16 protein-coding genes and 1 pseudogene are annotated in these 19,919 nt (G+C 44.0%); 14 read left to right on the plus strand and 3 right to left on the minus strand.

The features are described 5' to 3' along the window. Positions 1 to 21 precede the first annotated feature (21 nt). The gene (locus LEPTO7376_RS01775) at positions 22 to 1,332 is read left to right on the plus strand and encodes a hypothetical protein (RefSeq protein ID WP_015132583.1); all 1,311 of its coding nucleotides are present in this window, start codon (positions 22 to 24) and stop codon (positions 1,330 to 1,332) included. Here the strand turns inward: LEPTO7376_RS01775 and LEPTO7376_RS01780 are convergent. Next, complete coding sequence (locus tag LEPTO7376_RS01780) at positions 1,329 to 2,351, minus strand: glycosyltransferase (RefSeq protein ID WP_015132584.1); 1,023 nt, start codon at positions 2,349 to 2,351, stop codon at positions 1,329 to 1,331. The genes LEPTO7376_RS01775 and LEPTO7376_RS01780 overlap by 4 nt on opposite strands. An 86-nt stretch (positions 2,352 to 2,437) precedes the next feature. Between LEPTO7376_RS01780 and LEPTO7376_RS01785 the strand changes: the two genes are divergently transcribed. Next, on the plus strand, positions 2,438 to 2,917 hold the full coding sequence (locus tag LEPTO7376_RS01785) for a hypothetical protein (protein ID WP_015132585.1): 480 nt from the start codon (positions 2,438 to 2,440) through the stop codon (positions 2,915 to 2,917). Here the strand turns inward: LEPTO7376_RS01785 and LEPTO7376_RS28830 are convergent. Beyond that, positions 2,907 to 3,777 (minus strand): annotated as a pseudogene (locus LEPTO7376_RS28830) (IS630 family transposase). The gene LEPTO7376_RS01785 and the pseudogene LEPTO7376_RS28830 sit on opposite strands and share 11 nt — an antisense overlap. Before the next feature lie 7 nt (positions 3,778 to 3,784). Between LEPTO7376_RS28830 and LEPTO7376_RS01800 the strand changes: the two are divergent. The 12 genes from LEPTO7376_RS01800 to LEPTO7376_RS01860 all read left to right on the plus strand — a co-directional run bounded on the left by LEPTO7376_RS01800 (position 3,785) and on the right by LEPTO7376_RS01860 (position 18,468). Beyond that, entirely contained in the window at positions 3,785 to 4,141 is a 357-nt protein-coding gene (locus LEPTO7376_RS01800) for a hypothetical protein (protein WP_015132586.1), read from the plus strand. A gap of 389 nt (positions 4,142 to 4,530) precedes the next feature. Beyond that, positions 4,531 to 5,613 (plus strand): photosystem II q(b) protein, encoded by a 1,083-nt coding sequence (psbA, locus tag LEPTO7376_RS01810; protein WP_015132587.1) that lies wholly within the window; start codon positions 4,531 to 4,533, stop codon positions 5,611 to 5,613. A 415-nt stretch (positions 5,614 to 6,028) separates the two neighbouring features. Continuing rightward, positions 6,029 to 8,308: a formate C-acetyltransferase gene (gene pflB, locus LEPTO7376_RS01815; protein ID WP_015132588.1), complete on the plus strand. Its 2,280-nt coding sequence runs from the start codon at positions 6,029 to 6,031 to the stop codon at positions 8,306 to 8,308. 155 nt (positions 8,309 to 8,463) lie between these two features. After that, on the plus strand, positions 8,464 to 9,210 hold the full coding sequence (gene pflA / locus LEPTO7376_RS01820) for a pyruvate formate-lyase-activating protein (protein ID WP_015132589.1): 747 nt from the start codon (positions 8,464 to 8,466) through the stop codon (positions 9,208 to 9,210). A 45-nt stretch (positions 9,211 to 9,255) separates the two neighbouring features. Continuing rightward, a complete protein-coding gene (gene adhE, locus LEPTO7376_RS01825; RefSeq protein WP_015132590.1) occupies positions 9,256 to 11,892 on the plus strand; it encodes a bifunctional acetaldehyde-CoA/alcohol dehydrogenase in 2,637 nt (878 codons plus the stop codon). After that, entirely contained in the window at positions 11,861 to 12,304 is a 444-nt protein-coding gene (locus LEPTO7376_RS01830; protein WP_015132591.1) for a protein tyrosine phosphatase family protein, read from the plus strand. The genes adhE and LEPTO7376_RS01830 overlap by 32 nt, the downstream gene beginning before the upstream one ends. Positions 12,305 to 12,532: 228 nt before the next feature. Continuing rightward, the gene (locus LEPTO7376_RS01835; protein WP_015132592.1) at positions 12,533 to 13,621 is read left to right on the plus strand and encodes a hypothetical protein; all 1,089 of its coding nucleotides are present in this window, start codon (positions 12,533 to 12,535) and stop codon (positions 13,619 to 13,621) included. A gap of 92 nt (positions 13,622 to 13,713) precedes the next feature. Then, on the plus strand, positions 13,714 to 14,802 hold the full coding sequence (locus tag LEPTO7376_RS01840) for a hypothetical protein (protein WP_015132593.1): 1,089 nt from the start codon (positions 13,714 to 13,716) through the stop codon (positions 14,800 to 14,802). 463 nt (positions 14,803 to 15,265) lie between these two features. Then, positions 15,266 to 16,879: a peptide chain release factor 3 gene (gene prfC, locus LEPTO7376_RS01845; protein WP_015132594.1), complete on the plus strand. Its 1,614-nt coding sequence runs from the start codon at positions 15,266 to 15,268 to the stop codon at positions 16,877 to 16,879. A 26-nt stretch (positions 16,880 to 16,905) separates the two neighbouring features. Further along, positions 16,906 to 17,511, plus strand: coding sequence for a TerD family protein (locus LEPTO7376_RS01850; RefSeq protein WP_015132595.1), 606 nt, complete (start codon positions 16,906 to 16,908; stop codon positions 17,509 to 17,511). A 21-nt stretch (positions 17,512 to 17,532) separates the two neighbouring features. After that, positions 17,533 to 18,000 (plus strand): DUF29 family protein, encoded by a 468-nt coding sequence (locus LEPTO7376_RS01855; protein ID WP_015132596.1) that lies wholly within the window; start codon positions 17,533 to 17,535, stop codon positions 17,998 to 18,000. Positions 18,001 to 18,030: 30 nt separating this feature from the next. Next, positions 18,031 to 18,468 carry a DUF1493 family protein gene (locus LEPTO7376_RS01860; RefSeq protein ID WP_015132597.1) on the plus strand — a complete coding sequence of 146 codons (438 nt, stop codon included), beginning with the start codon at positions 18,031 to 18,033 and terminating at the stop codon, positions 18,466 to 18,468. Positions 18,469 to 18,555: 87 nt separating this feature from the next. On the opposite strand, the gene LEPTO7376_RS01865 is transcribed toward LEPTO7376_RS01860, so the two are convergent. Beyond that, positions 18,556 to 19,776, minus strand: coding sequence for a hypothetical protein (locus LEPTO7376_RS01865; RefSeq protein WP_015132598.1), 1,221 nt, complete (start codon positions 19,774 to 19,776; stop codon positions 18,556 to 18,558). Positions 19,777 to 19,919 lie beyond the last annotated feature (143 nt).

Consider the following 19,919-nt stretch of genomic DNA (forward strand, 5'->3'; position numbering starts at 1 on the left):
CGTGACGAAAGACGAGAATTTATGAGTTTTTCACCCCAATTAATGAAAGCAGTGGAAACGCTGCAATATCGCGCCACAGTCGGGGAAGTTGCCAGCCAAGCCGGACTCAGTGTACAGCTTGCCCAAAATCAACTTGCCAGTCTTGCGTCAGAAGCAGGAGGTAATCTCCAAGTGGCTGAGACAGGCGATATTATCTACGAATTTCCGTCAAATTTTCGGTCGATTTTATCCAGTAAATCTTTTAAATTACGGCTCAAAGCTCCCCTCGACAAAGTCTGGCAAGCGGTTTTCTACATCATCCGTATTTCCTTCGGGGTTGCTCTCGTGGCCTCGATTGCAATCATGACGATCGCCATTCTGGCACTCATTTTTGCAGCGAATAGTCGCGATGATAACAACAATTCCCGTTCCCGTGGCGGTGGTATCCCAACGACATGGCTCATTTGGTGGGGACCTGATTTATTCCGCATGTTTACTCCAGGCTATTACCGTCGTGGCTACGGGCGATCGCCTCAATTGCGAGTACAGACGGCGGGCAATAGCCAAGATTCTGAGATGAACTTTTTGGAGTCGGTATTTTCATTCCTCTTTGGCGATGGCGACCCGAATCCAAACCTCGAAGATCGCCGCTGGCAAAGTATTGGCCAAGTGATTCAAAATAACGATGGCGCAGTGATTGCTGAGCAAATTGCCCCCTATTTTGATGACCTCGATAGCATTGCCGAAGAAAACCACATGATGGCGGTGATGGCACGATTTAACGGCTATCCCGAAGTGTCTCCGGAAGGCGAGTTGATCTATTATTTCCCTGAGCTACAGGTCAAAGCAAAAGAACGTCGCAAGCAATCTGTACCAATCTTTCTCGAAGAAAATCGCTGGACATTTACCCTTGCACCAGTTAATCAAAAATTCCTCGCCATCGGCTTAGGTGGCGTGAATTTAGTGCTCGCCCTTGTCCTTGGCACGATGCTCCAAGACCCGGCAGTGGTTGCCCAAATCGGTGGCTTTATCGGCTTAGTCAGTGCACTCTATCCTGCTCTCATCGCCTATGCGATCGCCTTTTTGACAGTGCCCCTCGTCCGATATTTTTGGATTCAACGCCGTAATGGCAAACTTCAAGCCCGCAATAGCCAACGCAAAGCCACTGCATCTGTCCTCGCAGAAGGTTATCCACCAATGCAGAAAAAACTGAAATATGCCCAACAATTTGCCGCACAAAAAGTCATTAGAGAAACCGATATTGCCTATGGCACAGACCGTGACCTCCTCGACCAAACTTTGGATAACCAAGCCACTCTCGATGCCGACTGGCAAAAACGTTTAGAGAGCTAGTGCACTTCAGTAGCTTTGTCGATCAGCATCACCATCAGCTCATAGATTTGCTGTTTATGTTTCAACTCAAATTGATTGAGCACTTCTAGCCACAGGCGATCACCCAGGTCAGAAAACTCCACAATATCGAGGCATAACGACAAAGCTGAATCCATTTCTCCAGCATCAAAATAATGTTCTACAGCTTGAAAACATTGCCAATAGCGACTTTTTTTTGAAGTTCTTTGTTCTAAAGACGAAAAATAATGCTGCGATAAATTCAGAACTTGCCAAATATATTGGTCTGAAATACTTGTTTGATATTGCTTGGATTTTTGCTGTTCATGATGACGACAAGCACCAATATATTGGGGCAAGTAATACCATTGCAACTCTGTCACTTTACTTACGCGTCGTAACAGTTCCCAGTCTGCCGAAACATCTAAATCTGCTTTGAAATAGCCAACCTTTTCAAAAATCTGTTTACTATAAATTGTTGCCACGCACTCCAATGGATTATTCGCTAAAAACAAATTTAAAAATTCTTGATTCGCTAATCCTTGATTACCCAGAAAAGAAGACTTCTTAATAATTTTATCGGTGTCGTCAATCGTATAAGAAGCGCCGCTAACCAAATCTAGAGAGGGTTGCTTCTGAATAATCTCCTCAAACCAGAGGAGTGTATTTTCCAGTAATAAATCATCATCATGGACAATATAAATCCAAGGGCTATTTGCTAGCTTTATACCCCAATTTATGTTGGAGTATTCCCCAAGGTTTTGAGGATGTCGTAGATAGTAAATTGTATATTTCTCAGATGGTAGATAGGGTCGGCATTTCTCTACTATTTGTTGTATATCTTGGCGACTAAATGTTTGACTCGCATCGTCTAATAGAAGGATTTCAGTGCGACATTGATGTTGCTGCTGACAGATTGATTTCAAACAAGATTCAAAATAGTTCAGACGATTATGAAGAGGCAGAATAATCGAAAATTGAAATTTTATTTTGTTCGAGTAATCTTGAAGCAATGGTTGCATGAAAATCGTTTTTCAACAGAATAGAAGATGATTAAGACAAACAATATTCCAGGAAAATCTATCAGTATCGTCAGACAATTGTAGCCATGGTAATAGTTGAACTCCTAGTAGGCATAAGCTTAGCTTTGGTTGGCGCAAATTTTGCCTATTTTGTGGCGTGGAAAAATCTAGTGACTCTTTTTGCTTACAAGCCGAAAGCGATCACCTCAGCACAGATTGGCGAAAAAATTTATGTGGCGGGCAAGTTAGCGGGTAGAGCAAGTCAGTATTCACCTCTAACAAAGACTCCCTGTGTCAGCTGGCGGATTATCGTTACTGAAACCAAAAGCAAAAATAGCACCCTAACCCTATTAGACGAAGAGTCCAAAGAGCACTTCATGGTGAGCGATCGAAGTGGCATGGTTGAAGTGCAGTCTCTTTCTCACAAACGCCCTCTAATCAAGCTCGGCAACGATAGTTTTTTCTTCTCTACCTATAATTTTTCAGCCCATGACTTTGTCGGTTTAGGACAACCCACGGTCTCTTTGCATCAAAATATAGCAGCGAAGGAGAAGGTTAGGACATAGAACAGAAGGCTATTCTGATGGCATCGAACAAATCCTCAGTCTTCTTGATGAGCTTACTTACCTCCTTCTTTAACCTCCCCCAAAACTTCTCTATCTTGTTCAGGTGTGGTGAGTAGGGTGGCAAAAATATCACTTCACATCCTGCCTTCGCCACCAATGTTTGTATTCTTTCCTTTGGATGAACACTGGCATTATCCAGAATAATAATTTGACCCGGAATCAACTCTGGCACTAAGCAATCCTCTACCCATTGGCAAACTAAGGCGCTGTTGGCATAGCCCTCAAATACCATCGGTGCTATCTGCTCTCCCTCTCGCCATCCTCCAATCACGCTAACTCGTTCTGTACGATGACCTAACTTCTCTGCGATAAACCTCTCTGACTTATGGCAGTAGCCATACCCATAATCTAAGGTATTATCAAATCCACTTTCATCGATATATACGAGTCGTTCTTGGCCATACTGCTTCAGTTGTGCCACAAATGCTTTTTCTAATTCTTTATCTCTCTCTTGATATCGATAGGTCTTTTTTTTCGAGTAAATTCAATTTTCCGTAGAGCTTCACGTCTGGATGCATCACTAATAGACTCTGGCCATTTCTCCGCCATTTCCTTCTGGGTTAGATGCCCATATTCCTCTGCAAAAGCACGAAAGCATCTAGATCATTAATCTTCGGTTGAGGGCCTCGACGGTAATCTGTCTTCGGAGCGACTGAACCGATTTTCTCTCGTCGTTTCAGCCACAGGTCTAGCGTATTTCGGCTAATACCAAAGAAGCGACAGATATCACTTTTTCGTTCACCTTTATCGAAGGCGGCAACAGCTTTTAGGCGTAAATCAAGACTATGGGGAGCAGGCATGGCATCTATGTTTATTGCTTCTATCCTATTCTGTCTTAACCCACTCCTTGCCTGCTATATCTTCCAAGACTTTTCAGATAAACAGGCGATCGCCTTCCTAGAGGAGAACAACATTAAACGTGAAGGCTATCTTGGCAATCGCAAGTCTATCGCCATTCGAGAATACACGCGGCAAGTCGGTGACCCTATTTATCTCTGGGGCAAAATCATTCGCGGCGATCGCCATCAAAAAAGACTCAATCCATGGTTAATCAGCCACTCACCTCGCCGCGACCTCATGCTGATACTTATTTTCCTTGGGTTACTAGGCCTATTTTTCTTAACCTTTGGTTGCACCATTATTTATCAAATATTGCGCTACTAAAAACAACAAAACAGCCTTATCTACAAGCAGCATAAGCTCTTATTTCTCCAACGAAATCTCACCTAGACACCAAAGCCACAATGACCTTAATATTAAATTAAGATCTTGAAAATCTTTATGAAATTCCTTCCGAATTAGTCTCAAATCTCATTTACATAACTCAATAAAAATGAGAGTGTCACGGCAAAAATATTGTATTTAAATTTCAAAAAATGCTTCAGAGCGGTCATTTTACCGGCTTTTAGTAAAGAAATAAAAAGCTCAGGCAAGAAATGTAAAGATGCTTTTTGAATTTTAGAAGCAATACATAAGATGTTGCGTAAATACAAACAAGTTTTGGTTCGCCAGAACTTAACTTTTTTAAAATTCACCCGTAATCATAAAGAAACATGACTACTACTCTAAAGCAGCGCGAAGGCGCTTCTTTGTGGGAAAAGTTCTGTAAGTGGATTACTAGCGTTGAAAACCGCATTTATGTTGGTTGGTTCGGCGTTTTAATGATTCCTTGTCTTTTATCCGCAACTATCTGCTTTATCATCGCTTTCATCGCAGCACCAGCTGTTGATATTGATGGTATCCGTGAGCCCGTAGCAGGTTCTCTCCTCTACGGTAACAACATCATTTCTGGTGCTGTTGTTCCTTCTTCTAACGCAATTGGTCTCCACTTCTACCCCATCTGGGAAGCAGCTTCCCTCGATGAGTGGTTGTACAACGGTGGCCCTTACCAGTTGGTAATCTTCCACTTCCTCATCGGCATCTATTGCTGGATGGGTCGTCAGTGGGAACTTTCCTACCGTCTTGGTATGCGTCCTTGGATCTGTGTTGCTTACAGTGCTCCTGTAATCGCAGCAACTTCCGTATTCTTGATTTACCCCATCGGTCAGGGTTCTTTCTCTGATGGTATGCCTTTGGGTATCTCTGGTACGTTCAACTTCATGATCGTTTTCCAAGCTGAGCACAACATCCTCATGCACCCCTTCCACATGCTCGGTGTGGCTGGTGTCTTTGGTGGTTCTTTGTTCTCCGCTATGCACGGTTCTCTCGTTACTTCTTCTCTCGTTCGTGAAACAACTGAGACTGAGTCCTTGAACTACGGTTACAAGTTTGGTCAAGAGGAAGAGACTTACAACATCGTTGCAGCTCACGGCTACTTCGGTCGTTTGATCTTCCAATACGCTTCCTTCAACAACAGCCGCTCCTTGCACTTCTTGCTTGGTACATGGCCTGTAGTCGGAATCTGGTTCACTGCTCTTGGTATTTCTACCATGGCATTCAACCTCAATGGTTTCAACTTCAACCAGTCTGTTCTTGACAGTCAAGGTCGTGTAATCAACACTTGGGCTGACATTCTTAACCGTGCAAACCTCGGTTTTGAAGTAATGCACGAGCGTAACGCTCACAACTTCCCTCTCGACTTGGCGTCTGGTACTGAGGCTCCTGTAGCTCTCCAAGCGCCTGCAATCAACGGTTAATCATTAGTTTGATTTAGCCAAAGTCGAAAGGCTTAGTTTAATAAAACAACAAAACCTCTACCGAGTCGGTAGGGGTTTTGTGTTGTTGGGGAAATTTCAAAAGGGAGAAGGTCAAGAGAAATATCCTTTCTCGAAATCTATAACGTCCGAAATAAGCACTCATCTCAGTTAAGAAAAACAACTTTAAGCTTGCTTATTTAGCTTGGTAAAAATATCCACTTATGTGCGAATTTCCGCAGGATAATAGAGGTGTAGATAGAAGTCCACTCTAATGATTACAGCCACAGACTATTAGGTGTTTCACCATAGCTTAGAGAAGGCATAATTGTGCGACATCGAACCAATATAGTTAGTGGAAGTACTTTATGGACTTCTAGCTACCTATCGCTTCAAAAAAACGCGGGAGGTTCGAGCTATGATCGCTACTCCAAAAACCTTTGAGACCCAGACCAAAAAAGAAATACAAGATGCATGGTCGGGATTTGCCAGAGGGAACTGGTGTAAAGCCATCGATGTGAGGGATTTTATTCAACGCAACTATAAGCCCTACACTGCTGGCAAAGATTTTTTATCACCTCCCACTGACTGGACTCGCCAGCTCTGGGATCAAGTTGCTGCCCTAATGAAAGAGGAGCGGGAAAAAGGCATTCTCGGCGCAGACACTAGCATTGTCACAGGAATCACCGCCCATGCCCCCGGCTATATCGACAAAGACCTAGAACAAATTGTCGGGTTGCAAACTGACAAACCGCTCAAGCGCGCAATCATGCCGTTTGGTGGTATTCGGGTGGTGAATAAATCCCTTGAAGCTTATGGCTATACTCCTGACCCCCAAGTCACTGAGATTTTCTCGAAATACCGCAAGAGTCACAACGACGGCGTCTTCGATGGCTACACTTCCGATATGCGCAAAGCCCGCCACTCCGGCATCATTACAGGTTTGCCGGATGCCTATGGTCGCGGTCGCATTATTGGTGATTATCGACGGGTAGCCCTCTATGGCATTGATCGTCTTGTAGAAGATAAGCGATCGCAACTGTTGAGCCTCGAAGTGGATGCCATGACCGAAAAGGTAATCCAACTGAGAGAAGAAATCTCCGAGCAAATCCGCGCGCTCTATGAACTCAAAGAAATGGCCGCGAGCTATGGCTTTGATATTGGTCGTCCGGCAGTAACCGCGAAAGAAGCCACCCAATGGGTTTATTTCGGTTATCTCGGCGCGGTGAAAGAACAAAACGGCGCAGCGATGTCCCTCGGACGGGTTTCTACTTTCCTTGATATCTACTTCGAGCGCGATTTAGCTGAAGGCATTACTACAGAAGCTGAATTGCAAGAGTTAGTAGACCATTTCGTTATCAAGTTACGGATGGTACGTTTCCTTCGGACACCAGCTTACAATCAGCTTTTCTCTGGCGATCCCACTTGGGTAACCGAATCCATCGGTGGTATGGGTGAAGATGGGCGGACATTGGTCACTCGCAACAGTTTTCGTTTCCTCCAAACCCTCTACAATCTCGGCGCTGCCCCAGAACCTAATTTGACAGTGCTCTGGTCTAAACGGATGCCGCTACCTTTCCGAGAATTTTGTGCCCAGGTTTCGATTGATACTAGCTCGATCCAGTACGAAAACGATGACTTGATGCGTCCCTATTATGGCGACGACTACGGCATTGCCTGCTGCGTATCGGGTATGCGCATCGGCAAACAAATGCAGTTTTTCGGCGCACGGGTAAATCTCGCGAAGGCTTTGCTCTATGCGATCAATGGCGGCAAGGATGAGAAATCGGGTGACCAAGTGGCTCCGGCATTTGCGCCAGTTACTGGTGATGTTTTGGAATACGACGATGTGATGGCGAAGTTCGAGCTGATGATGGGTTGGCTCGCTAAAACCTATGTCAATGCTCTCAATATCATCCACTACATGCACGACAAATATTGCTATGAGCGGATTGAGATGGCGCTCCATGACCGGGATGTATTCCGCACCATGGCCTGCGGTATGGCTGGTTTGTCGGTGGTGGCGGATTCCCTCGCGGCGATTAAATATTCTCGTGTGAGAGTGATTCGTGATGCTAATGGTTTAGCGGTAGATTATGCCATTGACGGTGATTATCCAGCCTTTGGTAATAACGATGACCGGGTGGATGTGATCGCCTGTGAGATTCTCAGCAAGTTTATGGGTGAAGTGCGCAAACATCCCACCTACCGCGATGCTCTGCCAACCCAATCTATTTTGACCATTACGTCGAATGTGGTTTATGGCAAGAAGACTGGCAGTACCCCCGATGGCCGTAAGGCTGGTGAACCCTTTGCCCCCGGCGCAAACCCCATGCATGGGCGAGATTATAAAGGTGCTGTTGCTGCCCTCGAATCCGTGGCGAAACTTCCCTACGATGATGCCCAAGATGGTATTTCCTATACTTTCTCGATTGTGCCCGATGCCCTCGGTCGTGAAAAAGGCGATCGCCGCACCAATCTCGTGAATTTATTAGATGGTTATTTTGCTAGCACTGGCCATCACATAAACGTCAATGTGTTGAACCGCGAGACCTTGCTTGATGCGATGGATCATCCTGAGAAGTATCCACAACTCACTATTCGTGTATCGGGTTATGCAGTGAACTTCATTAAGCTCACCCGCGAACAACAGTTAGACGTAGTAAATCGCACCTTCCATAAAGGTCTCTGGATCTAAACTCCCCCTTAGTAAAGGGGGGCTGGGGGGGGATCCTCCTAAGCTGCATAACCTACTGAAGATCCCTCCGCCTTCGGCACCTCCCTTATTAAGGGAGGCAAATGAGAAACCAGAGAAATCTCATTTCAGCAAGTAACTTTTTTCACGTCATCACCATGACTCAAACCGGACGCATTCACTCTGTCGAAACCTGCGGAACCCTCGATGGTCCTGGACTCAGGTTTGTCATCTTTACCCAAGGCTGCCCCCTCCGTTGCCTCTACTGCCACAACCCCGATTGCCGGGAAATCACAGGCGGAAAAGAAGTCACCGTCGATGAGCTGATGGCCGAAATTCTGAAGTACAAAAACTACATCAAAAACGGTGGCGTCACTATCAGCGGTGGCGAACCCACATTACAACCAGAATTCGTTCGAGAAATCTTTCGGCGATGCCATGAGGAAGGAATTCATACTGCCCTTGATACATCTGGTTTTGTACCTCTCACAATCGCACAATCGATCCTTGAATTTACTGATTTAGTGTTGCTCGACATCAAATCTTTTATCCCAGAAACCTACAGAAAAGTTACGACAAAAGATCTTGAACCCACCCTGAAAATAGCACGCTATCTCAATGAAATTAACAAGCCAACTTGGGTGCGATTTGTATTAGTGCCTGACCTCACTGATGCTGATGAAAATATTCGGGGTTTAGCGGATTTTGTGGCGACTCTCGACAATGTGGAACGGGTTGAAGTGCTGCCATTCCATCAAATGGGTGCGTACAAATGGGAGGAGCTGGGCTACGACTATCAACTTAAAGATACGCCTCCCGCTAGCCCACAACAGGTTTCCCACACCATCGATATTTTCAAAACCAAAGGTTTACCTGTTTACTCCGGTGCGGCGATCGCCTCCTAAATCCTCCACTTTTTCTACCATTTCACTTCACCTGCTTCTCTGGCTATGACAACGGTTCTTCCCCTCGATAACTTCACTGTCCAAACCCTCGACGATTTGGAAAAGCTAGTGCTGAAAGTTAAAGAAGCTCAGCAGAAATATGCAACTTTTCCTCAGACGAAAGTTGACCATATTTTCAAACAGGCAGCCCTAAAAGCGAATCAAGCCAGAATCCCTCTCGCCAAACTGGCAGTAGAAGAAACAGGCATGGGAGTGATCGAAGATAAAGTGATTAAAAATCATTTTGCTTCGGAATATATTTACAACAAATACAAAGGCACTAAAACCTGTGGTGTGGTCGAATCTGACGAGACCTATGGCTACGAAAAAATAGCGGAACCTTTAGGAATTATTGCGGGCATTATTCCGACAACAAATCCCACATCGACAGCGATTTTCAAAGTATTACTAGCGCTAAAAACTCGCAACGCAATCATTTTTTCTCCCCACCCACGCGCTAAAAAATGCACGATCGCCACATTAAAAATCATTGCCGAGGCAGCAGTCGAAGCCGGCGCACCAGAGGGATTAATCGGTTGGATTGATGAGCCGAGCATCGAGTTATCGCAAGCCTTAATGCAGCACGATGATATTGCGTTAATTTTGGCGACGGGTGGCCCTGGCATGGTTCGCTCTTCCTATTCTTCGGGCAATCCAGCGATTGGTGTGGGTGCAGGCAATACCCCAGCGGTGATTGATGCATCGGCAGATATTCAACAGGCAGTGAGTTCTATTCTCGTCAGTAAGACCTTCGATAACGGCATGATTTGTGCCAGTGAGCAGTCGGTGATTGTCGAGAAATCTATCTACAAAGCCGTCAAAGAAGAGTTTATGAAACGTGGTGCATACATCATTAATAATCTGCAACGGCAAAAGCTCGGCGATATTATCCTCAAAAACGATCGCCTGAATGCAGATATTGTTGGACAGCCCGTTAAAAAATTAGCTGAGTTGGCAGAGATTGAAATCCCAGAAAATCCTAGGGTTTTAATTGCAGAGGTAACTGATATCTCAGCGTCAGAACCCTTTGCCTATGAGAAGTTATCGCCCATCCTCGCCATGTATTGTGCCGAAGATTATGCTGATGCGGTCAATAAGGCGATCGCCCTTGTTGAGTTTGCGGGGCGGGGTCACACTTCGGTGCTCTATACCAACGATGCCAACAGCGAACACATTAAAGCCTTTGAAGAGAAGCTGGAAACAGGACGTTTGTTGATTAATACCCCAGCATCTCAGGGGGCGATCGGCGATCTATATAACTTCCATCTAGAGCCATCGTTAACTCTCGGATGCGGCAGTTGGGGCGGGAACTCCATCTCGGAAAACGTTACGCCAGAGCACTTGCTGAATATCAAGACGGTATCGAAGCGGCGAGAAAATATGTTGTGGTTCCGCGTGCCGCCGAAAGTCTATTTCAAATATGGCTGTTTGCCTGTGGCGTTGAGGGAATTGGCAGGAAAAAAACGGGCAGTCATTGTCACTGATAAGCCGCTTTTCGATCTCGGCATGACCAAGCCTGTCACCAAAGTTTTAGATGAAATCGGCGTTGAACACCACACCTTTTTCGATGTGGAGCCAGATCCTTGTTTGGCGACAATTAATAGGGGTTTGGAGATTTTTAATTCCTTCAAACCCGACGTGGTGATTGCCCTTGGGGGTGGCTCGCCGATGGATGCAGCAAAGGTAATGTGGCTGCTGTACGAACATCCAGAAGTGGAATTTGAAGGCTTTGCGATGCGATTTATGGATATTCGCAAGCGAGTCTATGAACTGCCACCCCTTGGTGAAAAAGCAATTATGGTGGCGATTCCGACGACCTCGGGTACTGGCTCAGAAGTAACTCCTTTTGCTGTAGTGACCGACGAGAAAACCGGAATCAAATATCCTCTCGCCGATTATGCGCTAACTCCCAATATGGCGATCGCCGACCCAGAGTTAACGCTAAATATGCCGAAGAGTTTAACGGCCTTTGGTGGGATCGATGCGTTGACCCATGCCCTTGAAGCCTATGTATCGGTGATGGCGACAGAGTTTACCGATGGGCTGGCATTACAGTCAATTTCATTGTTGTTTGAATATTTGCCGCGAGCCTATCAACTGGGAGCTGCCGACCAAGAAGCCCGCGAAAAAGTCCACTATGCCGCAACAATTGCGGGGATGGCCTTTGCGAATGCATTCCTCGGAGTTTGTCACTCGATGGCGCATAAGCTGGGTTCCACTTTCCATGTGCCCCACGGCCTCGCCAATGCCCTAATGATCTCCCATGTCATCCGCTACAACGCCACCGATGCCCCTTTCAAACAGGCGATTTTCCCACAATATGAATATCCCCATGCCAAAGCTCGGTACGCGACGATCGCCGATCATTTGCGACTTGGTGGTGGCACTCCCGATGAAAAAGTAGAACGCTTAGTAAGTGCTATCGAAGACCTCGAAAAGCAGCTCGATATCCCACTAACTATTAAGGATGTATTGGGCGATCAAGATAAAGCCTTTTATGAGCAAGTGGAAGCTATGGCAGAGCGTGCCTTTGATGACCAATGTACTGGCGCAAATCCTCGCTATCCTTTAATTAATGATCTGAAAGAGCTTTATATTTCGGCGTACCAAGATGGATATTCTCAACTATCTCCAAGTAAATGATGGGCTTGCGACTTCTGGCCAGCCCCGTGCTGAGCAGTTCGCCGAAATTGCCAATCTTGAATATAGAACAGTGATTAATTTGGCATTACCTACTTCTGACGATGCGATCGCCCATGAAGGAGAATTAGTCACAGCTCAAGATATGAACTATATACACATTCCTGTGATTTGGGAGAAGCCAGAACTGTCGCAATATCAATTGTTTTGTGTAGTGATGGAGGCGCATAAACCTTTCAAAGTATGGGTTCACTGCGCCAAAAATATGCGAGTGTCTTGTTTCGTTGCTTTGTACGGAATGAAATATCTTGGGTTTTCTGACAAAGAGGCAGCATCGCTTATTTCTAAAATCTGGCAACCGAATGAAGTTTGGTCTCAGTTTATGTCGTTAGCGCAAAGCAAAAATTCACACTAAAACAAGTGATGAAGGCGATCACCTCATCTGCTTTTTTCTCACCCTACAGAATCATCAAAAAATCACTTTTTTTCATCAAAAACGTATCGCAACAGAAAATTTAGATTTTCTTGAGTGAGATGGCTTTGAGGCTGTTTTTTTACTAAAGCTCTTCGTTTTATTGAGTTAGAAAACTAAAGCTATTAAGTTCATCGTCAAAGTTTATTGGCCTCATCTCAGTTATAAATTATGTTGAAGTTACGAAAGTTTTTCTCATTTCTACTAGTGGCAGTAGCGCTCTCGGTAGGCATAGGGATATCTTTTAAACTTCCGCAAATATCCGCTCAAACTAATATCTCTCGCCAGTCCCAAATTTTAGTCTTTGGTCAAAAAATCTATACTCGCGAAAACGGTAAACCAAGGACAATCATTGAAAATTTTTCTGTTGCCGACACAGAAGCTCTTTTTACTTTCGTCGCGACTAATCCTCAGGGAAAAAGAGGAAAAGTTACCAGCGCAGTGATCAAATTGAACGGAGTAGAAATTCTCTCCCCGAGAGAACTCAACCAAAATGTTGAAGTCGTTTCCAAACGTGTATCTCTACAGCAAAATAACCAACTCGAAGTTCAGCTAAGAGATAAACCGGGCAGTGCCTTGGGAGTACAAATTAGTACGCCAGCTCTACCTCCACCAATTGGCTCTGCATTTATTCGAGTGCAGCCTAGTACAATCCCGCTTAACACTTCCACTAGAGTACAGTTCTCGTATCAATTTCCAATCTCATCGGACAGCCCAGATCCAGTTGTAGAACTACAGAGGTTAGATGGAGATACTGGGGCTGTTATTGCTTCAGAAGGTTTTCTTCGCGATAATGGCCAACTATCCCTCGGAGATGATATCCGTAATGATGGGAGCTTTAGCTTCCGAAAAACCTATAATTTCAGTACAGGAACAGCTATTTGGCTACGAACAAAAGTAACGGTAGATAGCAAGACTTATTACTCAGAGCCTAATAGCTTAATTGCTCGTGATCTTTCGCCCATCACTCCAGAGCAAACTCAGGCGATAATCGATGCCTCAAATGAAGGACGAGAGCTTTATAAGGAACTATTGTCTATAAAAGGAGAGGCTGCAGCCCATAATGAGACAGTTGCATACTTGAATTCATTAGATATTGTAGAAATTGCAGCTTCTCAATATACCGATGGCTCTAACGGAGAACCAAAAACATATGGCATTAACATTAGATTTGTTACTGGGATGAATGGATTTATCTCAACTGCACCTCGCGGAACCAGAGGCGGTTCAAAATATGATTTAAAAATCAACAGATATTAAAAAATTGGCAATGATTTTCCACAATTGAGTTAGGAAACTAAAGCTATCAAGTTCATCGTCAAAGTTGATTGATCTCACCTCAGTTGTAAATTATGTTGAAGTTACGAAAGTTTTTCTCATTTCTACTAGTGACAGTAGCGCTCTCGGTAGGCATAGGGATATCTTTTAAACTTCCGCAAATATCCGCTCAAACTAATATCTCTCGCCAGTCCCAAATTTTAGTCTTCGGTCAAAAAATCTATACTCGCGAAAACGGTAAACCAAGGACAATCATTGAAAATTTTTCTGTTGCTGACACGGAAGCTCCCTTTGCTTTCGTCGCGAATAATCCTCAGGGAAAAAGAGGAAAAGTTACTAGCGCAGTGATCAAATTGAATGGGGTGGAAATTCTCTCCCCTAGAGAACTCAACCAAAATGTTGAAGTCGTTTCCAAACGTGTATCTCTACAGCAAAATAACCAACTCGAAGTTGAGCTAAGAGGTAAACCGGGCAGTTCTTTGAGAGTACAAATTAGTACACCAGCTTTGCCATCACTAGTGGGTTCAGCATTTATCAGAGCCCAACCTAGTAGTTTCCCGATTAACGTACCAACAAGAGTACAGTTTTTTTATCAATTTCCAAGCTCACCCAATGAACCAAGACCTGTTGTTGAACTGCAGAGATTAGACGGCGATACAGGTGCCGTGATTGGTTCGGAAGGTTTTATGCAAGATAACGGACAACTATCTCTTGGAGATGATATTCGTGGCGACGGGATTTTCAGTTTTAGAAAGACCTACAATTTCAGTACTAAAACGACTATCTGGCTGCGATCAAAAGTAACTGTTGGTGGCAAAACGTATTTCTCAGAACCGCTAAGGATATTTGCATTGGATCCAAACACTCCAACTCCAGAGCAAATTCAATCAATGCTTGACACATTAGATGAAGCATTGATGTTATACGAAGAACTTTTGCCAATTAAAGGTATCGCTCTTGCCCATAAAGAAACAGTTGCATATTTGAATTCAGTCGATATTGTAGAAAGTGTAACTTCACAATATAACGATGGATCTAATGGAGAGCCGATAAACTATGGTATTAATGTTCGTTTTACATTTGGAATAAGCTCATTTATTTCAACTGCACCTCGTGGAACCAGAGGCGGTTCAAAATATGATTTAAAAATCAACAGATATTAAAAAATTGGCAATGGTTTTCCACGAAAGCCAAAAGTAATTTTGCACCTCAAAAAATCGAAAAATCCAGTGTAGAGAACTTTTACAGCTCTAACAATCAGCCTGCTGATACTTCTCTTTTTGCTGAAAATCCCCAAAGTTTTGAACTCACAAGATTTTCATCTGATAACAAATCACGGGTCAAAAATAATAAAGTTTTAGTTCTTTCTTCTTTTGAGTTGGAGTTTGGGAGTGACAACTTCGATGGCTAAATTATGGGATATCTGGGGTTTTCTGAAACAGAAACAGCATCACTCATCTCGACAATTTGGCAACCACATGAAGTTTGGCCTCAGTTTATGGATTTAGTAAAAAGTAAAAGTTCAAGCTGAAGCGAGTAATGGCGACTATCGCCACCGAAGGAGAATGAGGACGTACAATAGAAGATGGCTTAAATTAAGCAAGATATAGGCGCTCACAGAAATTCATGTCAGCAGAATTACTCAACGAAATCGAAGAAGCCGTCCGAACGCGACGAAACTTCGCGATTATCTCCCACCCTGACGCGGGTAAAACAACCCTCACCGAAAAGCTATTGCTTTATGGAGGCGCAATCCATGAGGCAGGAGCGGTCAAAGCGCGGCGGGAACAGCGAAAGGTAACCTCTGACTGGATGGAAATGGAGCAACAGCGGGGAATTTCGATTACCTCGACCGTGTTGCAATTCCTATACGATGGCTATCAAATTAATCTGCTCGACACACCGGGTCACCAAGACTTTAGTGAAGATACATACCGTACCCTCGCGGCAGCAGATAATGCAGTCATGCTCGTGGATGCAGCGAAAGGTCTAGAGACTCAAACCCGCAAATTATTTGAAGTCTGTAAGTTGCGATCGCTCCCAATTTTTACGTTCGTTAATAAACTAGACCGTCCTGGCAGAGAACCCTTAGAGCTCATCGACGAGATTGAGCAAGAACTCGGACTCTCAACCTATGCCGTGAATTGGCCTATCGGAATGGGCGATCGCTTCCAAGGTGTTTATGACCGACGAGAAGGCCAAGTACATTTATTTGAACGAGCAGCCCACGGCACAAAAGCTGCCACAGATACGATTTACCAATTAGATGACCCGATTCTCGAAGAACTGATTGAGCCAGAACTTTATGATCAATTCCGCGAAGAATTAGAAATCCTCGACGAAATCGGTGCCGAATTCGATATGGAAGCGATCCATGCAGGGCAACAAACGCCGATCTTTTTCGGTAGTGCGATGACAAATTTTGGTGTGGAATTATTTTTAACGTCTTTTCTCGACTACGCCCTAAAACCAGAACCCCGTAACTCAACCCTAGGCGAACTTGAACCGACATACCCAGAATTCACTGGATTTGTCTTTAAGCTTCAGGCCAACATGGATCCGAAACACCGCGATCGCGTCGCCTTTGTGCGGGTCTGTACCGGAAAATTTGAGAAAGATATGACCGTCAGTCATGCCCGCACTGGCAAAACGGTGAGGCTCTCCCGTCCCCAAAAACTGTTTGCCCAAGGTCGTGAATCCCTTGAAGAAGCCTATGCTGGCGATGTGATTGGTCTAAATAATCCAGGTGTATTTGCCATTGGCGACACGATTTATAAAGGAAAAAAACTTGAGTATGAGGGCATTCCTTGTTTCTCACCTGAGCTTTTCGCTTACCTAAAAAATCCTAACCCCTCGAAATTCAAACAGTTTCAGAAAGGAATTAAGGAACTCCAAGAAGAAGGTGCAGTACAGATTATGTATTCCACTGATGAGTTTAAGCGCGAGCCGATTCTTGCCGCCGTTGGTCAACTGCAATTTGAAGTCGTGCAACACCGTCTTCAAAATGAATATGGTGTTGAAAGTCGCCTTGAACCAATGGGTTATAGTGTTGCCCGTTGGGTACTTAATGGTTGGGAGGCTCTAGATAAAGCCGGAAAGATTTTCAATACAATGGTTGTTAAAGATGTATGGGAACGCCCCGTTTTATTATTAAAAAATGAATGGAACCTCAATCAAATTCGAGGTGATCATCCCCATCTAGAACTGTCGGCGATCGCCCCCATTGGCAGCAGTAAATAAAATTTAGCATTTCATTCTCAAGACCTATGGCAATTCAACTCAAAAAAGGAAACAGTATTTCCTTAAAAAAAGAAGCTCCTCAGCTCAACAAAATCATGTTGGGGTTGGGTTGGGATATGGCACAAGAGCCTGCTCGCAGAAGTATTTTTAATATTTTCAAAGCGAGCACCACCATTGATCTCGACTCCGCTGTTTTTTGTCTAAACTCAAACGATGCTCTTGGTAGCCGTAACGACGTTGTTTACTACGCCAACTTGCACCATAACTCTGGCGCCATCCATCACCAAGGCGACAATCTGACAGGCGAAGGAGAAGGCGATGATGAGCAAATCATGGTAGAACTGAGCAAAATTCCTGACAATATTTCTAGCCTTTTATTCACAGTGAATATTTATATGGGTAAAGATAGAAGGCAGGATTTTAGTAATATCAAAAATGCCTTTGTTCGCTTAGTTGACTTTAATACCAATCGCGAAATTGCCTATTACAAGTTATCTGAATCCGCTTTCACAAACCAAACATTAATGAAGATGGCTGAACTACGCCGCACAGATAATGGTTGGCAAATGAAAGCAATCGGTGAAGGGTCTAAAAATAGCCTCGATGAACTCGTCAAAATGTATCGAAATTAACTGGTAATCACGTTTTATTCTATGGAAAATTTTAAAAGTGGGTGGTCGTCTTTACCACGGCAAGATTTTCATCAGTGGTTAACCCAGACTTCCAGTCAAATGAATACAGATAAATTATCTAAAGATGATGTCAAACAACTGTGTCGAGTACTAAAATCAATGGCGATTGATGAAGAACTAAAGATTAAAAGTACGCTGCGGTTGTTGTTATTACAACTGCTGAAATGGCAACATCAACCTCAAAATCGTTGTCATCGGTGGATTGAAATAATGAGCGAGTATCGTTACCAACTTAATGATTATTTTTCAGCGAGTCCAACGTTAAAAGAGTTTGCTGAATCAGCCCTTTTTGACTGTTATCAAGCTGCTTGCACTACGATGTCCATCGAAGATCATGTCCCAGTCGAACATTTTCCGGCGGAATCTTTTCCAAAAAATGTCCCATTTTCAATGGCAGAAATTTCTGATCTTAATTACTTTCCAAAATAAATTTGAATTACTTGATTTGAGGCTATAGAAATGGTGGCGATCGCCGAAATATATCGCTTTATCGAAGCAGAACTAGAGGTGCCAGAAGCTTTATTAAACACCGATATCGATCTCTTTCAAACCTTTGATATCCAAGCGGATGCTTGCGAAGACTTTATCGAAAACTTTGCTGCAAAATTCAAAGTCGATCTCGATGATTATCTTTGGTATTTTCACCATGGTGAGGCAGGTTTAAACATTGGTGGGTTTATCATTGCGCCTCCCTACAAGCGAGTCGAACGATTAGCAATTACCCCAGATATTTTGAGACAAGCAGCCACAAAAAGACGTTGGAAAGTGAAATATCCAGAGCATCAGCTCCCTAAAAAACGTTGGGATATGGTGATCAATAAAGCTATTTTATTTCTCGTTTTCTTCTATCTCTTAAATCGGTTTGCACCATTACTCATCAACCAATTCCTCGGCTAATCCTGCCTAAACGATTTTTATCAAAATCCAGCAAGAAAAAAGAGGCGATCGCCTCTCTATCAACCCAAAAACTAAATTATCTAAAAACTAGACTTTTGCCGCTTTTGCATCAGCCATATCCCTCTCGACGGCAACTTGCAACATTTCCCGCAAATTAGGCATCACAGCTAATGCCCTAGTCCAATCCGGGATGCGCGATGCCACAGGCTCATTGAGATATTTTTTAAACGCGATCGGAATCACTTTCTCGAAGCGCTCAACCGTAATTTCTTCCTGATGGCGGTCATAGGGAATGCCATTACAGGTCGCATCAACAAAATACTGACGAATCAAATCCTGAGCTACTCGTCGGAATTTCACCTGTACTGCCGTTTGATGGCCTTCTGAGAAAACAACAGACTCGGTTTCCGTTAGCGTGCGGAGAATGGAAGACAAAATCTCGGTACACATTTTTTGCAAGCCTTCCGTTGGTGCTGCCCCAACTTCCTTGTGCTTATGATCAAAAAATCCGAGATCAACCTGCGAGATCCGTTTAGGTGCAGCATTTCTATACACTTCAGCGAGCAACCCAACCTCTAATCCCCAGTCACAAGGAATGCGTAAATTAACAGCTAAGACGGAAGTTAGGGCAAATTCCCCAGCTAGCGGATAACGGAAGGATCTCAAATAGTGTAAGTAGGCATTGCGACCCAAAACATCTTCAAGGGTCGACAGCAACGGTGCAACAAAAAGTCGCACAGCTCGACCGTTCATTGCCCGAGTTTCAGCGCCTAGGCGAGTGTAATAGGCTTTATTATAGGCAATACCAAACTCTGGTTCCATAACAGGATAAAAAAGTTTGGCCACGAGAGAGCGGTCGAAGGTAATGATATCTGCATCATGGAGAGCAATGACATCAGCGTGCTGGGAAGATAAGCCTAGACCGAGCCAGACGGCCCATCCCTTCCCGGCATAACTAGATAAGTCGAGCTTTTTCTCTGCCAGTTTACTGATTAGTTCTTTAACTCTGGGGCCATTCGTCCAGATCACATTAACTTGCTGGGGCAGCTCGCTAAAAAATTCGACGGCATGGTTGTATTGCTCCTTGGTTTCCGCATACAGGCAAACATTAACGAAACGAATATAGTTACAACTTTTCAGATGTTCTTTGATTGTCGTGAGCGCAGGTCGTTGAAGCTCTTCGTATAGTGAGGGGATGAGCAACGCCATCGGAATGGTCTCGCTCAGGGTATTTAAACGCTCTTCTAGGTAGCTGACATCAGCATCAAAGTCGTGAATAGTCGTAATAAATTCTTGATTAAAATCCATATTTGGCGACCTTTTGTCACAAAAAAAGCTGTTTTTTATATAACATTAATTCTCGTTTGAATATGTGAAAAAAGTTGTAACAACCCTTACAGCGCTATTGGCAGTAGGCTTTAGACTAAGGCTTAATTTGAACGACTCCTTAA

This window comes from [Leptolyngbya] sp. PCC 7376, assembly GCF_000316605.1.
Lineage (GTDB): Bacteria > Cyanobacteriota > Cyanobacteriia > Cyanobacteriales > MRBY01 > MRBY01.